We start from the raw sequence: 24,194 nt of genomic DNA, 5'->3' as shown, positions 1-24,194 counted from the left end.
GAACGGAGGATCGCCATGTTCCGCAAGCACGTGATCAGGTCGGCCGTGTGGGGAGGGGTGCTCGTGCTCGTGCTCGCCGGCTGCTCGGCGCCCGCCGCCGAGCCCGAGGAGGAGCCGTCCGAGTCGGAGTCCTCGGAGCCCATGACCTCGCCCGACGAGATGACCGGCGACGGCACGACCCTCATGGTGGCCGAGTCGCCGCTCGGCGAGATCGTCGTCGACGGCGAGGGCATGACCGTCTACATGTTCGACCAGGACACCCAGGGCGCCGGGGTCAGCACCTGCGAGGGGCAGTGCGCCGAGAACTGGCCTGCCGTGACCGTCGAGGGCGACCTGCCGGAGGTGGAGGGCGTCACCGGCGAGGTGGGCACCATCGAGGGCGTCGACGGCGAGACGCAGGTGACGCTGAACGGCTGGCCGCTCTACTACTTCGCGGGCGATGCCGCAGCCGGGGACGTGAACGGCCAGGGCGTCAACGACGTGTGGTGGGTGCTGTCTCCCGCGGGTGAGCGGATGGCCGAGTAGCGGACGGCCGCGCGCTGGCGGGGCGGTTCCCGCCAGCGCGCGGATCGTCAGCGCTCGCGCACGGGCTCGGGCGCTGACGGCTCGTCGGTCACGGGTCGGCGGCCCATGACCATCGCGAACAGCGCACCCGACAGGTTGTGCCAGACGGAGAACACCGCCGCGGGCAGCGCCGCGAGCGGCGAGAAGTGCGCGGCCGCGAGCGATGCGGCCAGCCCGGAGTTCTGCATTCCGACCTCGATCGAGATCGCGCGCCGCTCGCGCTGGGTCATCCCGAGCGCGATCGCGGCGAGGTAGCCGAGCAGGAGCCCCAGGCCGTTGTGCAGCACGACCGCGAGGAACACGATGAGGCCGGCCTGGACGATCCGATCCGCGCTGCCCGCCACGACGGCCGCGACGATGAGCGAGATCGCGATCGTGGAGAGCCACGGGAACCATGCCTGCACGCGCTCCACGAACGCGCGCAGGAAGAGGCGCACGACGAGGCCGGCGATGATCGGCAGCAGGACGGTCTGCAGGATCGACACCATCATCGAGCCGAACGGCACCTCGAGGAACGTGCCGGCGAGCCACAGGGTGAGCAGCGGGGTCATGATCGGCGCGAGCAGCGTCGAGCACGTCGTCACGGTGACCGACAGCGCCGTGTCGCCGCGTGACAGGTAGGTCACGACGTTCGACGCCGTTCCGCCCGGGGCGCAGCCGACGAGGATGACGCCCGCCGCGAGCTCGGGCGGGAGGCCGAGCGCGAAGGCGATGAGCCACGCGGTCAGCGGCATGATGAGGTACTGCAGCACGACCCCCACCAGGACCATCCACGGGCGCTTCGCGATGCGCGCGAAGTCGGGGAGCGTCAGGGTGAGGCCCATGCAGAACATGATGAATCCGAGCAGCCACGGCACTGCGGGCCCGAGCACGGGCGCGGCCCCCGGCAGGAGGAATCCGACCACCCCGGCCACCAGCACGAGGATCGGGAAGACCGTGACCGCGCGCCGCGCGGCGCGATCAGGGGCGGAGGAGTCGGATGCAGTCGGCTGGCTCATCCGATCAAATCTGCCATATCCAGGTGAGCCACCTGTGCGTCTGCTGAGCATGTTGCTACGCTCGCTCGATACTGAGATGGCGTGACAACCGCCCAGTGAAGGGATACAGAATGTCTCGCACGAACACGGCCGGCGCCGTTCCGGCACGCGAGGTGTGGACCGGTCAGATCGGCTTCATCCTCGCCGCGCTCGGGTCGGCTGTCGGCCTCGGAAATATCTGGCGCTTCCCCGGCGTCGCCTACGAGAACGGGGGAGGAGCCTTCCTCATCCCGTATCTCGTCGCGCTGCTGACCGCCGGCATCCCCATCCTCTTCCTCGACTACGCGATCGGGCACCGCTTCCGCGGTTCCGCCCCGCTCGCCTTCCGACGCCTCGCGGGGCGCGTGGGCGAGAGCATCGGCTGGTTCCAGGTGATGATCTGCGTCTTCATCTGCATCTACTACACCGCCGTGCTCGCCTGGGCCTCGAGCTACTTCGTCTTCTCGTGGGATCTGCGCTGGGGGTCCGATCCCACCGCGTTCTTCGTCGGGGAATACCTGCAGGTGGCGGCAGAGCCGATCACCTTCGAGTTCGTTCCCGGTGTGCTGATCCCGCTCGTCCTCATGTGGGTGGTCGCTCTCGTGGTGCTCGGCGCGGGCGTCGTGAAGGGCGTCCAGCGCGCGAACGTCATCTTCATCCCTCTGCTCGTGATCGGGTTCCTGATCCTCGTCGTTCGCGCCCTGTTCCTCCCCGGCGCGATCGACGGGCTCACGGCGTTCTTCACGCCGGATTTCGCGGCGCTCGCCGACCCATCCGTGTGGATCGCGGCGTACAGCCAGATCTTCTTCTCGCTGTCCATCGCCTTCGGCATCATGGTCACGTACGCGTCCTACCGCCGCCGGCGTGTCAACCTCACCACTCCCGGCCTCGTCGTCGCGTTCGGCAACTCGTCGTTCGAGCTGCTGGCGGGAATCGGCGTCTTCGCGACGCTCGGGTTCTTCGCGTTCGAGCAGGGCATCCCGGTGGCGGAGCTCGAGGGGCTGACCGGCGTCGCGCTGTCGTTCATGACCTTCCCCGCGATCGTCTCGCAGATGCCGGGCGGCGAGTGGTTCGGCGCCCTCTTCTTCGGCGCACTCGTGCTCGCCGGCCTCACCTCGCTCATCTCGATCCTCGAGGTGATCATCGCGGCCGTGCGAGACAAGTTCGGCCTCACGCGCTCGCAGGTCGTCTACGGTCTGGGGGGAGTGCTCGCGGTCGTCTCGATCCTGCTCTTCTCGACCACGTCCGGCCTCACCGCGCTCGACACGGTCGACAACTGGGCGAACAACATCGGCATCGTGGCCTCGGCGATCATCGTCTCGATCGTCGTGCTGTGGGTGCGTCGAGCCGGCCCCGAGCTCGCGTCGCACCTGAGCACCCTGTCGACCTTCAAGGTCGGCCGCGTGTGGCTCTTCCTCGTCTCGATCGTCGCGCCCGTGGTCCTCGCCTACATGCTCGTCTCGAAGATCGTGGAGCTGCTCGTCGACGGATACAGCGGCTACCCCGTGACCTACCTGGGAATCGTCGGCTGGGGATCGGTCGCCATCATGGTCGTCGGGGCGATCGCGCTCACGGGCGCACGGTGGCGCCATGATCCGGAGAAGTTCGAGCCGTGGCCGGCGACGGACGCCGTGTCGCTGAAGGGAGACCTGCGATGACCGCCATCGCGACGCTGTTCTTCATCATCGCCGCCGTCCTCATCTGGGGCGGGCTCGTCGCGAGCATCGTCTTCCTCTCGTCGAAGCCCGAGGTGCCGGCGTATCCGGACGGCGCTGTCGACGACGAGGGCGATGACTGACGCTCCGGAGCCCGGGTCCTCTCGCGGGCGTAGCATGGTCGGCATGTCCACGACCGAGGAGACCAGGGCGACGCCGCTCGTCCCGCTGCTGACCGCGTCCGCGGAGGACGCCCCCGCGTGCGCCGACGGCGCGTGCAGCTGGCCGGGTGCGCAGTCGTCCTGACCTGAGCGCACAAGAGGAGAGGGAGCTCAGTGGCCGTGGCCGCCGGGCATGCCCTCCTGCTCCTCGGGCTTGCGCACGAAGAACGACAGCGCGACCGAGACGAGCGAGATGATCGCCGCGATGAGGAAGGCCGTCCGCGCGCCGGGGGCGCCGGCTGCGGCTGCGGGCACGCCCGCCTCCTCGCCCGCATGGAGGATGCTCGAGTAGGTCGCGATGAGGATCGCGACGCCCGCCGCGCCGGCGACCTGCTGCAGCGTGTTGAGCACGGCAGAGCCATGCGAGTAGAGGTGGCGCTCGAGCGATCCGAGCGAGGCCGAGAACAGCGGCGTGAACGACATCGCCATGCCGACGGACATGGCCGTCTGCACCGCCATGAGCAGCCCCCACGGGGTGTGCTCGCTCACCGTCGCGTACACGAAGATCGCGGCAGCCACGATGATCGTGCCGGGCACGAGCAGCGTGCGCGGGCCCTTCGCGTCGTAGATCCGGCCCATGATCGGCCCGAGGAGGCCCATGAGCACGGAGCCCGGGAGGAGGATGAGGCCCGACTGCAGCGCGTCGAGGCCCACGACGTTCTGCAGGTAGAGCGGCAGCAGGGTGAGCGAGCCGAACATCGTGAGGGCGATGAGCGCCATGATCACGATGGAGATCGTGAAGTTGCGCGACTGGAACACGCGCAGATCGAGCAGCGCGTCGTCGATGCGCTGCAGCTTGAGCTGACGCATCACGAAGACCGCGAGCATGACCAGGCCGACGACGAGCGCGATGGCTCCCGACGCGACCGGCGAGATGCTCGCGCCGCCGTCTGCTGCCGCGCCGTGGGCGCCCCCGCCGAACTGGCTGAGGCCGTACACGATCCCGCCGAAGGCGATCGCCGACATGATGACCGACGGCACGTCGATCGGCGCCTTGCGCGTCTCGCCGAGGTTGGTCATCCACTTCGCGCCGATGAGGAGCGACGCGAGCGCGATCGGCAGCACGATCCCGAAGATCCAGCGCCAGCTGAGCGTCGTCAGGATCGCGCCCGACAGGGTCGGGCCGATCGCCGGTGCGAGCGAGATGACCATCCCCACGCGCCCCATCATGCGGCCGCGGGACTGCGGCGGGACGACGTTCATCATCGTCGTCATGAGCAGCGGCATCATGATGCCCGTGCCGGCGGCCTGGATCACGCGTCCGAGGAGGAGCACGACGAAGCCGGGCGCGATGAGGCACACGAGCGTTCCGAGCGAGAACGCGATCATCGCCGCGAGGAAGATCTGGCGCGTCGTGAAGCGCTGGAGCAGGAAGCCGGTCGTCGGGATGACGACGGCCATCGTGAGCATGAAGGCGCTCGTGAGCCACTGGCCCAGCTCGGGCGCGAGCCCGAGGTCCGCATTGAGGTGCGGGATGGCGATGCCCATCGTCGTCTCGTTGAGGATCGCCGTGAAGGCTGCGATCAGCAGCAGCCAGATGACGCGCATGCCCTTCGGATCGATCTCCTGCTGCTGTGCGCGGATGGCGCCGGTGTCGGTAGACGTCATGAGACTCCTGGAGAGAGAAGAGGAAGGCCGGAGGCGGAGGGGAGAAGGGTCTCCGCGCGAACGTTACAGCTTAACGGCGACATTCCCGTTGCCATTCCCGATCCGATCGGATCCACCCGCTCCGAGCATATGTATGCTCTTTGACATGAGTATGGGGCGGGGCATGGGCGGGCGCGGCGGCGGCAAGCCGATCGACGAGGCGGCGCAGCGGAGACTGAACGCGCAGGCGCCGCGCGTGCCCGGACTCGGGCGCCGCGTCGTGGCGCTCTTCCGCCCGTATCGCGGTCGCATCGCCGCGACCGCCGTCCTCGTGATCGTCGGCGCGGCGCTCGGCGTCGTGCCGCCCCTCGTCATCCAGCGGGTGTTCGACGACGCGCTCTTCCCCGTCGACGGCGGGCCCGTCGACATCCCGCTCCTCGTGCGCCTCGTCGCCCTCATGATCGGCCTCTACCTCCTGAGCGCGATCGTCGGCGTCGCGCAGACGTGGTTCACCTCCAACGTCGGCAACCGCGTGACGGGCGACCTGCGCGTCCGGATGTTCGATCACCTCCAGGCGATGGAGCTCGGCTTCTTCACGCGCACGAAGACGGGCATCATCCAGTCGCGCCTGCAGAACGATGTGGGCGGCGTCTCGAGCGTCCTGACGAACACCTTCACGAGCATCCTCGGGAACACCGTGACGGTCATCGCGTCGCTCGTCGCGATGATCCTCATCGACTGGCGGCTGACCCTGATCGCCCTCGTCATCATGCCGGTGCTCGTCGTCGTGCAGCGTCGCGTGGGCCAGGTGCGCGCACGCATCGCGGCGCAGACGCAGCAGTCGCTGTCCGAGCTGACCGCGATCACGCAGGAGACGCTGAGCGTCTCGGGCATCCTCCTGTCGAAGTCGTTCAACCGTCAGCGCACGGAGTCCGCTCGCTACGCCGAGGAGAACGCCAACCAGATCGGCCTGCAGATCCGCCAGGCGATGACGGGGCAGGGGTTCTTCGCGGTCGTGCACGTGCTCATGGCCTCCGTGCCCGCGGTCATCTACCTCGTCGCGGGCTTCCTCGTCGCGGGCGACGCCGGGATGATCACGGCAGGCACGATCGTCGCCTTCACGAACGTGCAGGCACGGCTGCTGCAGCCGCTCACGAGCCTCATGCGGGTCGCGCTCGACGTGCAGACATCGTTCGCGCTCTTCGCGCGCATCTTCGAGTACCTCGACCTGAAGCCCGCGATCGCCGACGCGGCCGACGCCGTCGATGTGGAGGACGCCCCGGGCCCGGTCGGCCGCGTCGAGTTCCGCGATGTCTCGTTCCGCTATCCGGACGCGGCGGACGACACCCGCCCGACGCTGCAGGGCGTGTCGTTCGCGGTGGAGCCGGGCGAGCACGTGGCATTCGTCGGCCCGTCGGGCGCAGGCAAGACGACCGTGCTCTACCTCACGCCGCGGTTCTACGAGGCGACGGATGGCCAGGTGCTGTTCGCGGGCGAGGACGTGCGCCGCCTCAGGCAGGAGTCCATCGTCGACCACGTCGGCATCGTGTCGCAGGAGACGTACCTCTTCCACGCGACGGTGCGGGAGAACCTGCGCTATGCGCGCCCGGACGCGACGGACGAGGAGATCGAGGACGCGTGCCGGCAGGCGAACATCCACCACATCATCGCCGGTTTCGAGGACGGGTACGAGACCGTCGTGGGCGAGCGCGGCTACCGTCTGTCGGGCGGTGAGAAGCAGCGCATCGCGATCGCCCGCGTGCTCCTCAAGGACCCGCCCGTGCTCCTCCTCGACGAGGCGACGAGCGCGCTCGATACCGTCTCCGAGCGGATCGTCCAGGAGGCGCTCGAGAATGCGGCGCGCGGCCGGACGACCATCTCGATCGCCCACCGCCTCTCCACCGTCATCGACGCCGACACCATCCACGTCGTGGACGGCGGCCGCATCGTGGAGTCGGGCACGCACGCGCAGCTCGTCGCGGCAGGCGGCCTCTACGCCGAGCTGGCAGCCGAGCAGCTCGCCGCGACCCGCGTCCTGGAGGACTGAAGCCAGGCGGGCTGCCTTGCTCTCATCCGTGCCCGTGTTTGCCTCGATCGGCTGGTGAGAGCAGCGGATGGCGGCCACTCGCGGCAAGGACCGGTGCGGGCCCCGGCCGTGCCCCGTCACGGTTCGTGCACAGGGGGCGGAGGGCGGCGCGGCGGTGCCGGAGGGTGTGGATGCGCGCACCCGACCACTCCTTCTTGCGCCAGCCTCTCTCCGTGAGCTCCCGACCATCCGATCTCCCGACCCGCCTCCGTGGACGTGCGTTCCGCGTCGCGGACGCACCCGAGGTGTCGCGTCGCCGGTCCCGCGCGTCCGACCTCTGGATTCCCGTGCGGGGCGCACGCCTGCCCATCGACCAGCAGGGGCCGGTGAGCATCTGCCACGCGGTCGCGCTCTCGCTTCCGGCGGGGGCGGCGTTCAGTCACACGACCGCGGCGGTCCTCTGGGGGCTTCCCCTTCCGCTCGGGCAGCAGGCCGAGCGCACCGTGCACGTGACGACCCCGACGGGCACGCGCGCCCGGCGCGGCCGCCTCATCATCGGCCACCAGCGGGAGCTCGCGGCCGACCAGGTCTGGCAGCGACGCGGTCTGCCGCTGACGTCGCCGTCGCGCACCTTCTGCGACCTGTCGGAGATCCTCGACCTCGACGATCTCGTCGCGGTCGGCGATCGCGTCGCCCACGACCACGGCGCGGCCGCCATCGAGGCGGAGCTCGCGCGGCGTCCTCGGAACAGGCAGTCGCGCGTCCTCCGCGAGGCGGTCGCGCTCATCGACAGCCGTGCCGAGTCGCCCAAGGAGACCGAGCTGCGGCTGCTGCTCGTCCGGGCGGGATTCGGGCCCTTCGCGGCGAACTTCGTCGTGCGCGATGCGTCCGGCCGCTTCATCGCGCGCGTGGACCTCGCACTGCCCGCGCAGCGGATCGCCGTCGAATACGAGGGCGACCATCACCGCGATCGGGACCAGTGGCGCCGAGATCTCGCGCGGCGGCGTCGTCTCGAGGCACTCGGCTGGATCTACCTCCCGGTGACCCAGGCCGACCTCTCCGATCCCGCGGACCTCCTCGCGGACCTGCGCGCCGCGGTCGCGCGGCGTGGGTGAGAGGCGACGTCCCTTCGGGCATCTGCCGCGTCCGGCCGGTGAGAGGGGCGGATGGCGGCCACTCGTGGCAAGGACCCGGCCGGAGAACGCGGGAGGTGAGACATGGGGGATGGGGGCTAGGCGCGGTGCAGCGCCTCGACCTCGGCGGCGAACGTGTCGAGGTCGGAGCGGGTGGACGCGTCCGCGATCGCGGAGAGTCGAGGGATGTCCATGCGCAGGATCTGACCCGCCCGGGCACGCTGCGCGGCGCCGTGGCCGGCGAGCACCGCGAGGCCGTCGCGCATCGCGGCGAGGCATGCGCGGAAGACGCGGGGGTCGGCCTCGTGCTGCGTGATCGAGCTCCCGTCGGCGCGCACGCGCCACTGGACGACGACGTCGGGGACCGTGTCGATCGCACGCGCGGCCGTGTACATCCGCTGAGCGATCGCCTGGTCCTCGTAGAGCGCGTTCTCGGGAAACCGCAGGTCGTGCGCACGCCAGAAGTCCGTGCGCGAGACCTTCGACCACGCCACGACGTTCCCGGTGACCTCGGGGTGCGCGTCGAGCGTGACGCCGACGCGCCGCGGGCTCGTCGAGGCGGAGACCCACGGCTGCACCTCTCCCGCCGTGTACGACCCTCCTTCGGGCCACAGGCGCACGTACGCCCCCACCGCGACGTCGCTTCCGGATGTCTCGAGCGACCCGACGAGCGTCTCGAGCGCGCGCGGGAGCATGATGTCGTCGCCGTCGAGGAAGCCCAGGTACGGCGTGTCCACGTGCGCGAGCGCCGTGTTGCGCGCCGCGCCGAGCCCCTTGCGCCGCGGATGCCGGATGACGCGGAAGCGATCGTCGCGCGCGGCGAACTCCTCGAGCACGCGGCCCGTGCCATCGGTCGACGCGTCGTCCACGAGGATCGCGCGCCAGCGGGTCAGGGTCTGCGCGCGCAGCGAGTCGAGCGCCTCGGCGATGTATCCCTCGATGTCGAAGCCCGGGACGACGACGGTCACGAGGGGAGCGGTGGTCACCGGATGAGACTATCGGCGCACGGGGACACCGGGGTCAGACCGCAGCAACCGCAGCGGCGACGGCGTCGGCGACGGCGTCGAGCGAGCCCTGGTGGCGGTGCGCGAGCGTGAAGCGGACCGCGGTCTGCGCCTCCTGGGGCGGGACCCCGAGCGCGACGAGGACGTGCGACGGCTCGTCGCTTCCCGCGGCGCAGGCCGACCCGCTCGACGAGACGACGCCGCGGCGCTCGAGCTCGAGCAGCACGGCCTCGCCGCTCGTGCCCGCGAAGGTGAAGCTCGCCGTGCCGGGGAGGCGCCGGGTCGGATGGCCGGTGAGGCGCGCCGAGGGCACGAGCGCGAGCACTCGTGAGATGAAGGCGTCGCGGATGGCCGCCACGCGCCGAGCGCTGTCGGCGCGCTCGGCGTCGGCGAGCTCGAGCGCCGTCGCGAATCCGACGGCATCCGCGACCGCCTCGGTGCCGCTGCGGCGACCGCGCTGCTGGCCGCCGCCGTGGAGGAGCGGCTCGATCGGGATGCGTCCGCGCACGGCGAGCACGCCGGTGCCGGGCGGTGCCCCGATCTTGTGGCCGGCGAGCGCGATCGCGTCGGCGCCCGTGTCGGCCAGCGGCAGCCATCCCGCCGCCTGCACGGCGTCGAGGTGCAGGGGGACGCGGCGCCCCGCGAGCGCATCGGCGATGCCCCGCGCGTCCTGCACGGTGCCGATCTCGTTGTTGGCGAGCCCGATCGACACGAGCGCGGTGTCGTCGCGGAGGGCTGCGGCGACGTCGTCCGGCCGGACGAGGCCGTCCGCGTCGACGGGGAGGAGGGTCACCTCGAACCCATGGAGGCGGCGGAGGTAATCGGCCGAGGCGAGGATCGACTCGTGCTCGATCGGCGTCGTCACGACGTGCCGTGCACGCGGCGCAGCGCCCAGGGCGATCCCCTTCACCGCGAGGTTGTTCGCCTCGGTTCCGCCCGAGGTGAAGACGATGTCGCCGCGGCGCATCCCGAGCACGGCCGCGACCCTGGCGCGGGCGTCCTCGAGAGCGCGCGCGGCTCGCTCGCCGACCGTGTGGTGGCTCGACGGGTTGCCGAATGCGCGCGTCAGGTGGGGCTCCATGGCCGCGAGCACCTCGGGCCGCACGGGCGTCGTCGCGGCGTTGTCGAGGTAGAGCACGGCTCAGCTCACGCGCATGTCGAGACCGAGATCGAGCGCGCGGGCGGAGTGCGTCAGCGCGCCGACCGAGATGACGTCGACGCCCGTCTCGGCGATGCCCTGCACCGTCCCGAGGTCGACGCCGCCCGACGCCTCGACGATCGCTCGCCCGCCGACGATCCCGACGCCGCGACGGAGGTCGTCGAGAGAGAAGTTGTCGAGCATGATCGTGTCGACTCCGGCCGCGAGCACGGGCTCGATCTGGTCGATGCGATCGACCTCTACCTCGACGTGCGCCGTGTGCGGCAGACGCGCGATGCCCGCGCGGAGGGCGGTCGTCAGGTCGGCGCCGCCGGCCTGGAGCACGGCGAGATGGTTGTCCTTCGCCATGACCGCGTCCGACAGCGAGTGCCGGTGGTTGTGCCCGCCGCCGCAGCGGACGGCGTGCCGCTCGAACGCGCGGAGCCCCGGCGTCGTCTTCCGGGTGTCGACGATCCGCGCGCGCGTGCCCGCCACCTCGGCGACGAATCGCGCCGTGAGCGTCGCGACGCCCGACATCCGCTGGGTGAAGTTCAGGCCGATGCGCTCTGCGGTGAGCACCGCGCGGGCCGGCCCGGCGACGGTCGCGAGCACGTCGCCCGCGGCGAAGGGCGCGCCGTCCGCCACGCGGAGGTCGACCTCGGTCGCGCGATCCGTGAGGGCGAACGCCGCCCGGAAGACCTCGCCGCCGCTGAACACGCCGTCCTCGCGCGCGACGAGCGATGCCTGCGCGTGAGCGGATGCGGGAAGGAACGCCTCGCTCGTGAGGTCTCCCCACGGCGCGTCCTCCTCGAGGGCGGCGCGCACCGCGCGCTCGATCGTCGACGCCGTCAGCATGCGGCACCCGCCGAGACGAGTTCGCGCGCGTGCGCGGAGGCGTCGTCCGTCCGGAAATGCGACCCCACCGAGCCCGGCCGGGCGAGAGCGGCGCTCGCCGCGGCGAGGGCCACGCGCACGAGCCCCGCGTCCTCATGCGCGGCGACCGTCTGCGGACGGGGGAGGGCGTCCTGCCACGCGGCGAGCACCGCCACGGCGTGCGCGAGGCCCGCGCCGTCGCGGAGGAGCCCCACGTGATCCCACATGAGCCGCTGCAGGGCGGCGCGCGAGAAGGTCTGGACGGCGGCGAGCGCCGACGGCGACTCCGGGCCGGGCGCGGAGGGGAGCGCGGGCGCCGCATCGACCTCGCCCGCGAGGATGGCCGCGGCCGCGCGCGCGGCGAAGACCGCGCCCTCGAGAAGGGAGTTGGAAGCGAGGCGGTTGGCGCCGTGCACGCCCGTGCGCGCGCACTCGCCGACGGCGAGGAGGCCGGCCAGGCTCGTGCGCCCGTCGAGGTCGGTCGCGATCCCGCCCATGAGGTAGTGGGCGGCCGGCGCGACGGGGATCGGGTGCGCGGCCCAGTCGAGCCCGCGCCCTGCGAGCGCCCTCGCGATCGTCGGGAAGCGCGCCTCCAGTCGCCGACGGCCGATGCGCGTCGCGTCCAGGAGGACGGGGCGCCCGCCCTGCTCCGCCATCCGCCGGGCGATCGATCGCGCGACGACGTCGCGCGGCGCGAGCTCGCCGTCGGGGTGGTCGTCGAGCACGAAGCGCCGTCCGTCGAGATCGATGAGGTCGGCGCCCTCGCCGCGCACCGCCTCGGAGACGAGGAACGGCGCGCCCTCGGCGAGCACGGTGGGGTGGAACTGCGCGAACTCGAGATCGACGACCGCGGCCCCCGCCCGCAGGGCGGCCGCGATGCCGTCGCCGGTCACGACGTCGGGGTTGGTGGTGCGCGCCCACAGCCGCCCCGCTCCGCCGGTCGCGAGCACGACGGCATCCGCCCGGAGCACCTCCCGGCGCCCGTCGGCGAGCAGCTCGACTCCCGCGACGCGTCCGTCCTCCACGAGGAGCTCGGCGAGGAGCGTCCGCTCGCGAAGGCGGACGCCCGCCTCGAGCGCGGCCGCGATGAGCGCGATCTCGATCGCGAGGCCCGTCGCGTCTCCGCCCGCGTGGAGGATGCGCGGATGCGCGTGCGCGGCCTCGAGTCCTCGCGCCAGGGCGCCCGAGGCGTCTCGGTCGAACGCGACGCCGAGGTCCATGAGCTCGCGCACGCGCGCCGGCCCCTCCGACACGAGCACGTCGACCGCGGCGGGGTCGCACAGTCCGGCGCCCGCGGCGAGCGTGTCGGCCGCGTGGCTCTCGACGCTGTCATCGGGGAAGAGCGCGGCCGCGATGCCGCCCTGCGCGTGCCGCGTGCTGCCGTCGGCCATCCCCGCCTTCGTGACCAGCTGCACATCCGCCCCGCCGCGCGCGAGGTGCAGCGCCGTCGCGAGGCCCGCGACGCCGCTTCCGACGACGATGACCCCGGTCATGCGCGCGCGCCTCCCGTCGGCAGGGGCTTGGCCGCGAGCATCCGCTCGAGCGCGACGCGCGCCGGGTCCGCCACCGCGTCGTCGACGCTGATCCGGTTGACCACGCGCCCCGCGACGAGCTCCTCGAGCACCCACGCGAGGTAGCCGGGGTGGATGCGGTACATCGTCGAGCAGGGGCACACGACGGGGTCGAGGCAGAAGATCGTGTGCTGCGGGTGCTCGGCGGCGAGCCGGCGCACGAGGTTGATCTCGGTGCCGATCGCGAACGTGGTCGGCTCGGTCGCCGCCTCGATCGCCTTGCGGATGTAGTCGGTCGATCCCGCCTCGTCGGCGGCGTCGACGACGGGCATGGGGCACTCCGGATGCACGATGACGCGCACACCCGGATGCGCGGCGCGCGCGGTCTCGATCTGGTCGACCGTGAAGCGGCGGTGCACGGAGCAGAAGCCGTGCCAGAGGATGACCTCGGCGTCGCGCAGCGTCTCCTCGGACGACCCGCCGTACGGCGCGCGAGGGTTCCACAGCGGCATGCGCTCGAGCGGCACGCCCATCGCCTTGGCCGTGTTGCGCCCGAGGTGCTGGTCGGGGAAGAAGAGCACGCGGCGCCCTCGGGCGAACGCCCACTCGAGCACGGTGCGCGCGTTGGACGACGTGCACACGATGCCGCCGTTGCGGCCGACGAAGCCCTTGATCGCCGCGGAGGAGTTCATGTAGGTCACCGGGACGACCGGCACGCGGCCGTCCTCGTCCGGCACGTCGAGCGGGCCGTACACGTCCGCGAGCTGCTCCCAGCACTCCTCGACCTGGTCGACGTCGGCCATGTCGGCCATCGAGCAGCCCGCGGCGAGGTTCGGCAGGATGACGGACTGCTCTGGGCGGGACAGCATGTCGGCGGTCTCGGCCATGAAGTGGACGCCGCAGAAGACGATCGCCTCGGCCTCGGGGTGCGCCTTCGCCGCGCCCGCGAGCTGGAACGAGTCGCCCACGTAGTCGGCGTGCTGCACGACCTCGTCGCGCTGGTAGAAGTGGCCGAGGACCACGACGCGGTCGCCGAGCGCCGCCTTCGCCGCCCGGATGCGATCATGCAGCTCGGCTTCCGGGGCCTCGCGGTAGGCGCGGGGGAGCTCGCCCTGCCGCGGGGCGTCGGTCGGGATCACGTCGCCCATCGAGGCGCCGGGGCCGTAACCGGCGACGGCGTCGAAGCTCCAGGGCCCCGCGGCGAGGTCGGTCGAGCACGTCGAGCCCGCGGCGCCGCCCGAGACGATCGCCTGGATCTCGTGGTCGACGCTCGCGTCGCGGGCGGTGAGGGTGATGCTGGTCGCGGCCATGGGGACCCCTGTTCGTGTCGATTCGACTCTAAGTCGTCGACACCACTTTAAGTCAGGTTGACCACAAAGGCGAGCGGGCTCCTCAGGCCGGTCCGAGCGGTCCGCGATCGGCGAGCTCGACCTCCGAGTTGTAGCGGTACAGCCGCGCCGGGCGATGCTTGCCGGTGCGGAACGACTCGGTCGGGAGGAGCGCCTCGGAGCCCTCGAGGAGGCGGCGGAAGTTCGACGGGTCGAGGCGACGCCCGAGCACGGCCTCGTAGACCTCCCGCAGCTCGGTCAGCGTGAACTCGTCGGGCAGGAGGCCGTGCGCGATCCGGCTGTAGCCGACCTTGTTGCGCAGCCGCCACACGGCGTAGTCGACGATCCGGTTGTGGTCGAAGGCGAGCGCCGGCAGATCGTCCACGTCGAACCACTCGACGTTCTCCGGCGCGTCCTCCGCGGCGCGCTGCGCATCCACGAGGTCCGAGCGCAGGAGCGCCCAGTAGACGACCGACACGACGCGCGTGGGGGAGCGGTCGACGTCGCCGAAGGCGTAGAGCTGCTCGAGGTAGCTCGGGCTGAGCGCGGTCGTCTCGGCGAGCGTGCGGGCGGCGGCGTCGTCGAGCCCCTCCCGCTCGTCGAGCCATCCGCCCGGGAGCGCCCACGCGCCCTCGAACGGCTCCCGCGTGCGGCGCACGAGCGGGATCATGAGCGCGTCGGCCCCGGGCCGCGAGCGCAGCGAGAAGATCACGGTCGAGACGGCGACGCGGATGCCGGCGCTCTCGGTCGCGGAAGGGGAGGTCACCCTTCGAGCGTAGGCGACCCGGCGCGCGGGCCATCGCGGACCCGCTATGCTCGCTCGCAGTGACACGGGGTGTCCCCTTCCGGGACTGAGATCACACCCGTATGCACCTGATCTCGTTAGGACGAGCGGAGGGATGTCGCTGATGAGTGACGCGCACCTGTCGGTATCCGATGGCCCCGGGGCCGTGCTGTCGAGACTGCGCGAGACCGCGCCGCTCGTGCAGTGCATCACGAACTCCGTGGTCGTGAACGTCACGGCCAACGCGCTGCTCGCGGTGGGCGCGGCGCCCGTGATGGCCGACATCCCCGAGGAGGCCGGGGAGTGCGCGGCGTTCGCGTCGGCGCTCCTGGTCAACCTCGGGACGCCGACCGCCGAGCAGCGCGCGGCGATGACCGCCGCGGTCGCCGCGGCACGCGCGTCCGGCACGCCGTGGGTCCTCGACCCCGTGGGCGTGGGCGCCCTCGGCCTGCGCACCGGCGTCGCGCGCGACCTGCTCGCGCACCGGCCCACCGTGATCCGCGGCAACGCCTCGGAGGTGCTCGCGCTCGCGGGCGCCGGCTCGGGCGGGCGCGGGGTCGATGCGGCCGACGAGGTCGATGCGGCGCTCGACGCCGCCCGCGCGCTCGCCGAGCGCACGGGCGCGGTCGTCGCGGTGTCGGGCGCGGTCGACGCGGTCACCGACGGCGCGCGCACGGAGCGCATCGCGGGCGGGAGCGCGCTCCTCACCCGCATGACGGGAGGCGGCTGCTCGCTCGGAGCGGTCGTGGCCGCGTGCGTCGCGGCGGCGGATGGCCCGGATGCCGCGTTCGCGGGCACGATCGCGGCGCACGCCGTCTACGCGGCCGCCTCCGAGCGCGCGGCGGCCGTCGCGACGGGCCCCGGCTCGTTCGCGGTGGCGTTCCTCGACGCGCTCGCGGAGGTCGATGCGGTCGACGTGTCCGCGCCCGAGCGCTTCGCGACGGAGGTGCCGGCATGACCGCGCGACCTCTCGACCTCTCCCTCTACCTCGTCGCGGACGCCGCGACGATCACCGGCCGCTCGCTCGTCGACGTCGTCGCCCAGGCGGTCGACGGAGGGGCATCGACCGTGCAGATCCGCGGCAAGGACCTGTCCGCCGCCGATCTCCTCGCCCTCGTCGAGGCCGCTGCCGCGCATACGCGCGGCCGTGCGACGCTGCTCGTGAACGACCGCGTCGACGTGTACCTCGCGGCACGGGCCGCGGGTGCCGCGGTCGACGGGGTGCACATCGGGCAGACCGACCTGCCGGCCGACCGCGTGCGCGGCCTCGTGGGCGACGACGCGATCATCGGCCTGAGCGCGAGCCTGCCGCGCCAGCTCGAGGCGCTGCGGCGCCTCCCCGCCGGCACGGTCGACTACCTGGGCGTGGGCGCGGTGCGCGCCACCCCGACGAAGAAGGACCATCCGACCCCGATCGGATGGACCGGATTCGCGGCCTTCGCCGAGCTCGCGCACGAGTTCCCGTGCGTCGCGATCGGCGGCGTCGGCCCGGGCGACGCACGCGACGCGCGGCGCGCGGGCGCCGCCGGGATCGCGGTCGTCCGCGCCATCTGCTCGGCGGAGTTCCCCGCCGCGGCGGCGGCCGCGCTGCGGTTCGAGTGGGCGGACGCCGAGGTCGTCGCATGACCGCCGTGCCGAACATCCTCGCGATCGCCGGCTCCGACCCGTCGGGAGGGGCGGGCATCCAGGCCGACCTCAAGTCGATCGCCGCGTGCGGCGGCTACGGCATGGCCGCGATCACGGCGCTCACCGCCCAGAGCACGCAGGGTGTCTCGGGCGTGCACGTGCCGCCCGCGTCGTTCCTGCGCGAGCAGCTCGACGCGCTCGCGGCCGACATCCGCATCGACGCCGTCAAGATCGGCATGCTCGGCACGGCGGAGATCGTCGCTGTCGTGGCGAACTGGCTGCGGGGTCTCGACACGCGCCCGCCGGTGGTCCTGGATCCCGTCATGATCGCCACGAGCGGGGATCGCCTCATCGACGCCGAGGCCGAGCGCGCGCTGCACGATCTCCTGTCGCTCGCCGACGTCGTGACGCCGAACCTCCCGGAGCTGGCCGTGCTCACCGGTGTCGCGGCCATCGGATCGTGGACGGACGCGCTCGCGCAGGCGGCCGCGCTCGCGCGTCGCCACGGCGTGCTCGTGCTCGCGAAGGGCGGGCACCTCGACGGCCCGGCGTGCCCGGACGCGCTGGTGGGGCCGGATGGCCTCATCGCCGAGTTCTCGGACGCGCGGATCGAGACGACCGCCACGCACGGCACGGGGTGCTCCCTGTCCGCCGCGCTCGCCACGCTCCGCGCGCGCGAGGGCGGCTGGACCTGGGCGGCGCGCCTCGCCCGCGGATGGCTGCGCGACGCGATCGCGTCGGGCTCCGAGCTCGAGGTGGGCCGCCCGGGAGGGCACGGCCCGCTCCACCATCTCGCGGGCCTGTGGCGGACGGGAGGCCTCCCGCGCCGCGACGCCGAGCTCGACGCCTGGTGGGAGGACATCGCGCCGCTGCGCGCCGGCATCGACGACGTGTGGTTCGTGCGCGCGCTCGCGGACGGCTCGCTCGATCGGGACGACTTCGCGCACTACCTCGCGCAGGACTCGCTGTACCTGCGCACGTACGCGCGCGTGCTGAGCCGGGCCGCGGAGCTCGCGCCGACGCTCGAGGAGCAGGCCTTCTGGGCGGCATCCGCGCACAGCTGCCTGGAGACCGAGCTCTCCCTGCACCGCGCCCGGCTGGACGATGCGCCGGCCGACGCCCCGGCGACGCCGTCCGCCGAGACCATGGCGTACCTGGATCATCTGCAGGCGACGGCAGCGGCCGGCGACCACGCGGTGCTCGTCGCCGCGGTGCTCCCGTGCTTCTGGCTCTACCAGGACATCAGCGCGCGCCTCGCGGCCGCGAATCGCCCGGGCCATCCGTATGCCGACTGGCTCGAGATGTACGCATCCGACGCGTTCGACCTCGCCACGCGCGAGGCCATCCGCTGGACGCAGGAGCACGCCAGGGCCGCGGACGACGCGCGCCTCGCGCGCATGCGCACGGCCTTCGACGTGTCGGCCCGGCACGAGCTCGCGTTCTTCGCTCAGCGGCGCGATGCCGTCGCGCGGGAGCAGTCGCGGGCGGGTGCGGTCGCCGGGTAGGATCGGCACACACAACTGAACGACCGTCCACCCGTCACGGGAGAATGCCGCGCTCGCGCGGCTGCCGTAGGAGCAACCCCTCCCGGAATCTCTCAGGCCCACGTACCGTGGCGGCAGGTCACTCTGGAAAGCGGCGCACACGCGCCCGCCGACGGGGCAAGCGGAGCTGCGGCGCCGCGGAAACTCTCAGGCCTATGACAGAGCGGGAGGAACTCGGCGCACCCTCACGGCGAGGGTGCCGAAGACGGGAGTTCCTCGATGGTGCACACGACAGACGACGACGTCGGCCGTGCCGGAACCGCCCTCGGCGACCGGGCGCCGTTCGTCGGGGTCTTCGACCTCTTCACGATCGGCATCGGGCCGTCGAGCTCGCACACCGTGGGGCCGATGCGCGCGGCCGCGGCGTTCGCCGACGAGCTCGCCGAGCGGATCCCGCTCGTCGCGGCCCTCGAGGTCGAGCTGTTCGGCTCGCTCGCCGCCACGGGCGCCGGCCACGGGACGCTCACGGCCGTGCTCGTCGGCCTCGAGGGGTGTCGCCCTGACGTCGTGCGGGCCGACGAGGTGTCCGCTCGCGCGGCGCGCATCGAGCGCGACGGCGTCGTCCGCCTGGGCGGCACGGGGTCCGTCCCGCTGCGTGCGCGCGACATCCGCCTCGCGCCGCTCACCGTGCTCGCCCGCCACACGAACGCGCTGCGCTTCACGGCGAGGGATGCCGCGGGTCGCACGCTCGCGCACGGCACGTGGTACTCGGTCGGCGGCGGATTCATCGTCCGCGAGGGCGAGGAGGCCGCGGCGACCGAGACGCCCGTTCCGCATCCGTTCTCGACCGCGTCGGAGCTGCTCGCGATCTGCGCGGCCGAGCAGGCGGGCATCGCCGAGATCGCGCTGCGCAACGAGTGCGCGCTGCGGTCCGCGCATGACGTCCGCGAGGGGCTCCTGCGGATCCGCGACGCGATGGACGAGTGCGTGGCGGCCGGCACGCGCGCCGACGGAGAGCTGCCAGGGGGCCTGCGCGTCCGTCGTCGCGCTCCGCAGTGGCACGCACGGCTTCTCCAGGAGGACCCCGACCGCAGCCCCGCGTACGCCCAGGAGTGGGTGAACCTCGTCGCGCTCGCCGTGAACGAGGAGAACGCGGCGGGCGGGCGGGTCGTCACCGCGCCGACGAACGGCGCCGCGGGCATCATCCCCGCCGTGCTGCACTACGCGACGCACTACACGCCCGCGGTCGCCGCGGGGAGGCACCGCGACGATGTGGCCGTCGAGTTCCTGGTGACGGCCGCGGCGATCGGCTCGATCTACAAGGCGCGTGCCTCGATCTCGGGCGCCGAGGTCGGCTGCCAGGGCGAGGTCGGCTCGGCGTCGTCGATGGCGGCGGGCGCTCTCGCCGCCGTGCTCGGCGGCACGCCGGAGCAGGTCGAGAACGCGGCCGAGATCGCGATGGAGCACAACCTCGGTCTCACGTGCGACCCGGTGGGCGGCCTCGTGCAGATCCCGTGCATCGAGCGCAACGCGATCGCCTCCGGAAAGGCGGTCAATGCCGCCAAGATGGCCATGTGGGGCGACGGGACGCACCGCGTCTCGCTCGACGCCGTCATCGAGACCATGCGGCAGACCGGCCGCGACATGAGCGACAAGTACAAGGAGACCGCGAGGGGCGGCCTGGCCGTCAACGTGGTCGAATGCTGAGGAGAACCGCGTGAGCACAGACGAATCGACCGCCTCCGCCTCGGAGGGCCTGCGGCGGTCGCCGCTGCAGGCGGAGCACGAGGCGCAGGGAGCGTCGTTCACCGACTTCGGCGGGTGGTGGATGCCCGTGCGCTACACGTCGGATCTCGCCGAGCATCGCGCCGTGCGCGAGGCGGCAGGGCTGTTCGACATCTCGCACATGGGCGAGATCCTCGTGCGCGGCGCGGGCGCCGGCGCGTTCCTCGACTACGCTCTCGCCGGGCGGCTGTCGGCCGTCGCGGTCGGCCGCGCGAAGTACACGATGATGCTCGCTGAGGACGGCGGCATCATCGACGACCTCGTCGTGTACCGGCTCTCCGACGACGAGTTCCTCATCATCGCCAACGCGGGCAACCGCCGCACCGTCGCCGCCGAGGTGTCGGCGCGCATCGCGGGCTTCGACGCCGACCTCGAGGACGCCTCCGATCGCCTCGCGCTCATCGCCCTGCAGGGGCCGCGCGCCCAGGCCATCCTCGAGAGCGCGCCCGAGGTGGGCGGCTTCGGCCTGCCGCTCGACGAGCTGCGCAACTACGCCTGGACCGACGCGGAGTTCGCGGGCACGCCGCTGCTCGTCGCGCGCACCGGCTACACGGGGGAGGACGGCTTCGAGCTCTGCATCGACGCCGACCGCGCCGTCGACCTGTGGCGCGCGCTGCTCGCGGCCGGAGCGCCCCACGGCCTCGTGCCGGCCGGACTCGCCGCGCGAGACACGCTGCGGCTCGAGGCGGGCATGCCCCTGTACGGGCACGAGCTCGCGCGCGACATCTTCCCGTCGCAGGCCGGGCTCGGCCGCGTCGTCGCCGCCGACAAGGGCGACTTCGTGGGCGCGCGGTCGCTCGACGCGCGGCCGGGCGAGCGCGTGCTCGTCGGCCTCACGATGGAGGGCCGCCGCGCCGGACGCGCCGGCTACGGCGTGTTCCGCGGCGACCACCAGGTCGGCGAGATCACGAGCGGCGCGCTCAGCCCGACCCTCGGCCATCCGATCGCCCTCGCGTACGTCGACCAGGAGGCCAGCGACGCTGACGACCTGACCGTCGACGTCCGCGGCACCCGCATCCCCGCCACCCCGACCACCCCGCCCTTCTACCGGAGGAAGAAATGACCGACCTCAACGCGCTGCTCTACACCGCCGAGCACGAGTGGATCCGCATCGACGGCGACATCGCCACGATCGGCGTCACCGACTACGCCGCCGAGCAGCTCGGCGACGTCGTCTTCGTTGACCTGCCCGCCGCCGACGCGTCCGTCGCCTCGGGCCAGGTCATGGGCGAGATCGAGTCCACCAAGTCCGTGTCCGAGCTGTACGCGCCCGTCGACGGGACGGTCGTCGAGGTCAACAGCGCGGTCGACGAGAACCCCGGGCTCGTGAACGAGTCGCCGTTCGAGGACGCGTGGCTCGTCCGCGTCCGCGTGACCGGCGACGTCGACGGCCTCCTCGATCGCGCCGCCTACGCCGCGCTCACGGGTGCCGAGGCGTGAGCGCCGCTGGCTTCGGAGCGTACGCCGCGCGCCACATCGGCACGACCGGCGCCGACCAGGAGCGGATGGCGGAGGTCATCGGCTTCGACGGCAGGGTCGACGCCGTCCTGTCGGCGGCCGTGCCCGCGGTCATCCGCGATCTCGGCTCCGCGGGCTCGGCAATCCCGCGCGAGGGCGTGTCGGAGGCGGCGGCGCTCGCCGAGCTCCGCTCGCTCGCCACGCGCAACCGGGTGCTGGCCCCCATGATCGGGCTCGGCTACAGCGACACCCTCACGCCGTCGGTCATCCAGCGGAACGTGCTCGAGAACCCGTCCTGGTACACGGCGTACACGCCCTACCAGCCCGAGATCTCGCAGGGGCGCCTCGAGGCGCTGCTCAACTTCCAGACGATGGTCGCCGACCTCGCGGGGCTCCCGGTCGCGAACGCGTCGATGCTCGACGAGGCGACCGCCGCCGTCGAGGGCATGCTCGTGGCGCGCCGCGCGGTGCGCGGCGGCTCCGACGTGTTCGTCGTCGACGCCGACGCGCTCCCGCAGACGAAGGACGTGCTCCGCGTGCGCGCCGAGGCCGTGGGCATCGAGGTCGTGGAGCTCGACCTCGCGGGCGGCGCGGCGCTGCCCGAGTCGCTCTTCGGCGCGCTCATCCAGTACCCGGGCGCGTCGGGTCGCATCTGGAACCCGCAGGGCGTCATCGACGCCGTGCACGTCGCGGGCGGCCAGGCCGTCGTCGCGGCCGACCTGCTCGCGCTCACCCTCATCGCGTCGCCGGGCTCGCTCGGCGCCGACATCGTCGTGGGGTCGTCGCAGCGCTTCGGCGTGCCGCTCGGGTTCGGCGGCCCGCACGCGGGATTCATGGTCGTGCGCCAGGGCCTCGAGCGCCAGCTCCCGGGCCGGCTCGTAGGCGTCTCGAAGGACGCGGACGGGCAGCTCGCGTACCGTCTCGCCCTCCAGACGCGCGAGCAGCACATCCGCCGTGAGAAGGCGACGAGCAACATCTGCACCGCGCAGGTGCTCCTCGCCGTCATGGCGGCGATGTACGCCGTCTACCACGGGCCCGACGGTCTCCGGGAGATCGCGACCCGCGTGCATGAGAAGGCCGCCCAGCTGCGCGGATGGCTCGAGGACGCGGGCGCCGACGTGGTCGACGGTGCGTTCTTCGACACGCTCCGCGTGCGCGTGCCGGGCCGCGCAGACGCCGTCGTGGCGGCGGCGCACGACGCCGGCGTGCTCCTGCACCGCGTCGACGCCGACACCGTCGGCATCTCGGTGGGCGAGGCGACGACGTCGACGGAGCTCGCCGCGGTCGCTGGCGCCTTCGGAGGCGCGCGCGGCGAGGGGGCGGGCGCCGTCGCGATCCCGCAGGAGCTCGTCCGGACGGAGCCCTTCCTCACGCACCCCGTGTTCTCGAGCCACCGCTCCGAGACGGCGATGATGCGCTACCTCAAGCGCCTCGCCGACAAGGACTACGCGCTCGACCGCGGCATGATCCCGCTCGGCTCGTGCACGATGAAGCTCAATGCCGCGACCGCCATGGCCGCGATCACGTGGCCGGAGTTCGGGCGCATCCACCCGTTCGCGCCGCGGGAGGACGTGACCGGATACCTCGAGCTCATCGATCAGCTCGAGGGCTGGCTCGCCGATCTCACCGGGTACGACGCCGTCTCGCTCCAGCCGAACGCCGGGTCGCAGGGCGAGCTCGCCGGCCTCCTCGCCATCCGCGGGTACCACCGCTCGCGTGGCGATGTGCACCGCGACGTGTGCCTCATCCCGTCCTCCGCGCACGGCACGAACGCGGCGTCCGCCGTGCTCGCGGGCATGCGGGTGGTCGTCGTCGCGTGCGACGAGGCCGGCAACGTCGACCTCGACGACCTGCGTGCGAAGATCGCGCAGCACGCCGATGCGCTCGCCGCGCTCATGATCACGTACCCGTCGACGCACGGGGTGTACGAGCACGACGTGCTCGACATCACCGCGGCCGTCCACGACGCGGGCGGCCAGGTCTACATCGACGGCGCGAACCTGAACGCGCTGCTCGGGCACGCGCGGTTCGGCGACCTCGGCGGCGACGTCTCGCACCTCAACCTGCACAAGACGTTCGCGATCCCGCACGGCGGCGGCGGGCCGGGCGTCGGCCCGGTCGCGGCGAAGGCGCATCTCGCGCCGTTCCTGCCCTCGCACGCCCTCGCGCAGGGCGACGGCGACACGGAGGGGATCGGCCCTGTGTCGGCCGCGCCGTACGGGTCGGCCGGCATCCTGCCGATCTCGTGGGCGTACGTGCGCATGATGGGCCTCGAGGGGCTCACGCAGGCCACCGACGCGGCGGTCGTGGCGGCGAACTACGTCGCCGCGCGCCTCGCCGACCACTATCCCGTGCTCTACACGGGCGAGCAGGGCCGCGTCGCGCACGAGTGCATCCTCGATCTCCGGCCGCTCAAGGCCGAGACCGGGGTGAGCGTGGACGACGTCGCCAAGCGCCTCATCGACTACGGCTTCCATGCGCCCACCATGTCGTTCCCGGTGGCGGGCACGCTCATGGTCGAGCCGACCGAGTCGGAGGACCTCGCCGAGCTCGACCGCTTCGTCGACGCGATGATCGCCATCCGCGCCGAGGCGCAGCGCGTGGGCGCGGGGGAGTGGCCCCTGGCGGACAACCCGCTCGTGAACGCCCCGCACACCGCCGCGGCCGCGATCGCCGGCGAGTGGGATCATCCGTACACGCGCGAGACCGCGGTCTACCCCGCGGGAGTCGGCTCGGCGAAGTACTGGCCGCCCGTGCGCCGCATCGACCAGGCCTACGGCGACCGCAACCTCGTGTGCGCCTGCCCGCCGATCGAGGCGTTCGCCTAGGAGCGCCGGTCGTCGAGACTAGTGCCCGTCGTCGAGGCTAGCGCTCCCCGCGCCGGTCTCGACGACGGGCACTAGTTGTACTGCCCAGCCAGGTTGTTTGAGATCCGGCTGATGGGCGGGAGCTTCCCGGTCGCAGTGTGGGGCCTGTGGTGATTGTAGAAGTGCAGCCAGGC

General features: G+C 72.6%; 20 protein-coding genes and 3 riboswitches. Of the genes, 12 read left to right on the top strand and 8 right to left on the bottom strand.

All coding sequences use genetic code 11. The annotated features are described in order from the left end of the window. Positions 1 to 15 precede the first annotated feature (15 nt). On the top strand, positions 16 to 525 hold the full coding sequence (locus PKE79_RS10785; RefSeq protein WP_271173706.1) for a COG4315 family predicted lipoprotein: 510 nt from the start codon (positions 16 to 18) through the stop codon (positions 523 to 525). Positions 526 to 572: 47 nt separating this feature from the next. Here the strand turns inward: PKE79_RS10785 and PKE79_RS10780 are convergent, their stop codons facing one another. Beyond that, the gene (locus tag PKE79_RS10780) at positions 573 to 1,562 is read right to left on the bottom strand and encodes a bile acid:sodium symporter family protein (protein ID WP_271173705.1); all 990 of its coding nucleotides are present in this window, start codon (positions 1,560 to 1,562) and stop codon (positions 573 to 575) included. Positions 1,563 to 1,672: 110 nt separating this feature from the next. Between PKE79_RS10780 and PKE79_RS10775 the strand changes: the two genes are divergently transcribed. Both PKE79_RS10775 and PKE79_RS10770 read left to right on the top strand, forming a co-directional pair. Beyond that, positions 1,673 to 3,238: a sodium-dependent transporter gene (locus PKE79_RS10775; RefSeq protein WP_271173704.1), complete on the top strand. Its 1,566-nt coding sequence runs from the start codon at positions 1,673 to 1,675 to the stop codon at positions 3,236 to 3,238. Beyond that, a complete protein-coding gene (locus tag PKE79_RS10770) occupies positions 3,235 to 3,378 on the top strand; it encodes a MetS family NSS transporter small subunit (RefSeq protein WP_271173703.1) in 144 nt (47 codons plus the stop codon). Before PKE79_RS10775 ends, PKE79_RS10770 begins: the two co-directional genes overlap by 4 nt. Before the next feature lie 189 nt (positions 3,379 to 3,567). On the opposite strand, the gene PKE79_RS10765 is transcribed toward PKE79_RS10770, so the two are convergent. Further along, a complete protein-coding gene (locus PKE79_RS10765; RefSeq protein WP_271173702.1) occupies positions 3,568 to 5,064 on the bottom strand; it encodes an MDR family MFS transporter in 1,497 nt (498 codons plus the stop codon). Positions 5,065 to 5,215: 151 nt separating this feature from the next. On the opposite strand from PKE79_RS10765, the gene PKE79_RS10760 reads away from it, so the two are divergent. Continuing rightward, positions 5,216 to 7,090, top strand: coding sequence for an ABC transporter ATP-binding protein (locus PKE79_RS10760; RefSeq protein WP_271173820.1), 1,875 nt, complete (start codon positions 5,216 to 5,218; stop codon positions 7,088 to 7,090). Positions 7,091 to 7,302: 212 nt separating this feature from the next. Continuing rightward, positions 7,303 to 8,184: a hypothetical protein gene (locus PKE79_RS10755; RefSeq protein ID WP_271173701.1), complete on the top strand. Its 882-nt coding sequence runs from the start codon at positions 7,303 to 7,305 to the stop codon at positions 8,182 to 8,184. 116 nt (positions 8,185 to 8,300) lie between these two features. Here PKE79_RS10755 and PKE79_RS10750 read toward each other — a convergent pair whose 3' ends face one another. From PKE79_RS10750 to PKE79_RS10725, 6 genes are all read right to left on the bottom strand, one after another. Next, the gene (locus PKE79_RS10750) at positions 8,301 to 9,188 is read right to left on the bottom strand and encodes a glycosyltransferase family 2 protein (protein ID WP_271173700.1); all 888 of its coding nucleotides are present in this window, start codon (positions 9,186 to 9,188) and stop codon (positions 8,301 to 8,303) included. A gap of 34 nt (positions 9,189 to 9,222) precedes the next feature. Then, positions 9,223 to 10,344 carry a cysteine desulfurase family protein gene (locus tag PKE79_RS10745; protein ID WP_271173699.1) on the bottom strand — a complete coding sequence of 374 codons (1,122 nt, stop codon included), beginning with the start codon at positions 10,342 to 10,344 and terminating at the stop codon, positions 9,223 to 9,225. 3 nt (positions 10,345 to 10,347) lie between these two features. Beyond that, positions 10,348 to 11,199 carry a carboxylating nicotinate-nucleotide diphosphorylase gene (gene nadC / locus PKE79_RS10740; protein ID WP_271173698.1) on the bottom strand — a complete coding sequence of 284 codons (852 nt, stop codon included), beginning with the start codon at positions 11,197 to 11,199 and terminating at the stop codon, positions 10,348 to 10,350. Then, positions 11,193 to 12,710: an L-aspartate oxidase gene (gene nadB / locus PKE79_RS10735; RefSeq protein WP_271173697.1), complete on the bottom strand. Its 1,518-nt coding sequence runs from the start codon at positions 12,708 to 12,710 to the stop codon at positions 11,193 to 11,195. Before nadB ends, nadC begins: the two co-directional genes overlap by 7 nt. Then, complete coding sequence (gene nadA, locus PKE79_RS10730) at positions 12,707 to 14,038, bottom strand: quinolinate synthase NadA (RefSeq protein WP_271173696.1); 1,332 nt, start codon at positions 14,036 to 14,038, stop codon at positions 12,707 to 12,709. The genes nadB and nadA overlap by 4 nt, the downstream gene beginning before the upstream one ends. Before the next feature lie 82 nt (positions 14,039 to 14,120). Then, positions 14,121 to 14,822 carry an NUDIX hydrolase gene (locus PKE79_RS10725; RefSeq protein ID WP_271173695.1) on the bottom strand — a complete coding sequence of 234 codons (702 nt, stop codon included), beginning with the start codon at positions 14,820 to 14,822 and terminating at the stop codon, positions 14,121 to 14,123. A gap of 55 nt (positions 14,823 to 14,877) precedes the next feature. Further along, a riboswitch (TPP riboswitch) is annotated at positions 14,878 to 14,973 on the top strand. Between PKE79_RS10725 and thiM the strand changes: the two genes are divergently transcribed. From thiM to gcvP, 7 genes are all read left to right on the top strand, one after another. Then, on the top strand, positions 14,965 to 15,798 hold the full coding sequence (gene thiM / locus PKE79_RS10720) for a hydroxyethylthiazole kinase (RefSeq protein WP_271173694.1): 834 nt from the start codon (positions 14,965 to 14,967) through the stop codon (positions 15,796 to 15,798). (Overlaps the previous riboswitch by 9 nt.) Then, positions 15,795 to 16,466: a thiamine phosphate synthase gene (gene thiE / locus PKE79_RS10715; RefSeq protein ID WP_271173693.1), complete on the top strand. Its 672-nt coding sequence runs from the start codon at positions 15,795 to 15,797 to the stop codon at positions 16,464 to 16,466. The genes thiM and thiE overlap by 4 nt, the downstream gene beginning before the upstream one ends. Then, on the top strand, positions 16,463 to 17,971 hold the full coding sequence (thiD, locus tag PKE79_RS10710; protein WP_271173692.1) for a bifunctional hydroxymethylpyrimidine kinase/phosphomethylpyrimidine kinase: 1,509 nt from the start codon (positions 16,463 to 16,465) through the stop codon (positions 17,969 to 17,971). Before thiE ends, thiD begins: the two co-directional genes overlap by 4 nt. Positions 17,972 to 17,998: 27 nt before the next feature. Beyond that, positions 17,999 to 18,089, top strand: a riboswitch (glycine riboswitch). After that, positions 18,090 to 18,182: riboswitch (glycine riboswitch) on the top strand. A 47-nt stretch (positions 18,183 to 18,229) separates the two neighbouring features. Next, entirely contained in the window at positions 18,230 to 19,657 is a 1,428-nt protein-coding gene (locus PKE79_RS10705; protein ID WP_271173691.1) for an L-serine ammonia-lyase, read from the top strand. Between the two features lie 10 nt (positions 19,658 to 19,667). Beyond that, positions 19,668 to 20,798 (top strand): glycine cleavage system aminomethyltransferase GcvT, encoded by a 1,131-nt coding sequence (gene gcvT, locus PKE79_RS10700; RefSeq protein WP_271173690.1) that lies wholly within the window; start codon positions 19,668 to 19,670, stop codon positions 20,796 to 20,798. After that, positions 20,795 to 21,175 (top strand): glycine cleavage system protein GcvH, encoded by a 381-nt coding sequence (gcvH, locus tag PKE79_RS10695; protein WP_271173689.1) that lies wholly within the window; start codon positions 20,795 to 20,797, stop codon positions 21,173 to 21,175. Before gcvT ends, gcvH begins: the two co-directional genes overlap by 4 nt. Beyond that, positions 21,172 to 24,021: an aminomethyl-transferring glycine dehydrogenase gene (gcvP, locus tag PKE79_RS10690; RefSeq protein ID WP_271173688.1), complete on the top strand. Its 2,850-nt coding sequence runs from the start codon at positions 21,172 to 21,174 to the stop codon at positions 24,019 to 24,021. Before gcvH ends, gcvP begins: the two co-directional genes overlap by 4 nt. The last annotated feature ends 173 nt before the right edge of the window (positions 24,022 to 24,194 follow it).

Origin of the sequence: Microbacterium barkeri (assembly GCF_027921765.1) — a bacterium.
Taxonomy (GTDB): Bacteria; Actinomycetota; Actinomycetes; order Actinomycetales; family Microbacteriaceae; genus Microbacterium; species Microbacterium barkeri.
Note: the sequence above shows the minus strand (reverse complement) of the source record. Positions and strands in the feature narration are given on the sequence as shown.

Coding starts and splice junctions, on each gene's coding strand:
- PKE79_RS10785 (WP_271173706.1), top strand. CDS start 16: ATGTTCCGCAAGCACGTGATCAGGTCGGCCGTGTGGGGAGGGGTGCTC.
- PKE79_RS10780 (WP_271173705.1), bottom strand. CDS start 1,562: ATGAGCCAGCCGACTGCATCCGACTCCTCCGCCCCTGATCGCGCCGCG.
- PKE79_RS10775 (WP_271173704.1), top strand. CDS start 1,673: ATGTCTCGCACGAACACGGCCGGCGCCGTTCCGGCACGCGAGGTGTGG.
- PKE79_RS10770 (WP_271173703.1), top strand. CDS start 3,235: ATGACCGCCATCGCGACGCTGTTCTTCATCATCGCCGCCGTCCTCATC.
- PKE79_RS10765 (WP_271173702.1), bottom strand. CDS start 5,064: ATGACGTCTACCGACACCGGCGCCATCCGCGCACAGCAGCAGGAGATC.
- PKE79_RS10760 (WP_271173820.1), top strand. CDS start 5,216: ATGGGGCGGGGCATGGGCGGGCGCGGCGGCGGCAAGCCGATCGACGAG.
- nadC (WP_271173698.1), bottom strand. CDS start 11,199: ATGCTGACGGCGTCGACGATCGAGCGCGCGGTGCGCGCCGCCCTCGAG.
- nadB (WP_271173697.1), bottom strand. CDS start 12,710: ATGACCGGGGTCATCGTCGTCGGAAGCGGCGTCGCGGGCCTCGCGACG.
- nadA (WP_271173696.1), bottom strand. CDS start 14,038: ATGGCCGCGACCAGCATCACCCTCACCGCCCGCGACGCGAGCGTCGAC.
- thiM (WP_271173694.1), top strand. CDS start 14,965: ATGAGTGACGCGCACCTGTCGGTATCCGATGGCCCCGGGGCCGTGCTG.
- thiE (WP_271173693.1), top strand. CDS start 15,795: ATGACCGCGCGACCTCTCGACCTCTCCCTCTACCTCGTCGCGGACGCC.
- thiD (WP_271173692.1), top strand. CDS start 16,463: ATGACCGCCGTGCCGAACATCCTCGCGATCGCCGGCTCCGACCCGTCG.
- PKE79_RS10705 (WP_271173691.1), top strand. CDS start 18,230: ATGGTGCACACGACAGACGACGACGTCGGCCGTGCCGGAACCGCCCTC.
- gcvH (WP_271173689.1), top strand. CDS start 20,795: ATGACCGACCTCAACGCGCTGCTCTACACCGCCGAGCACGAGTGGATC.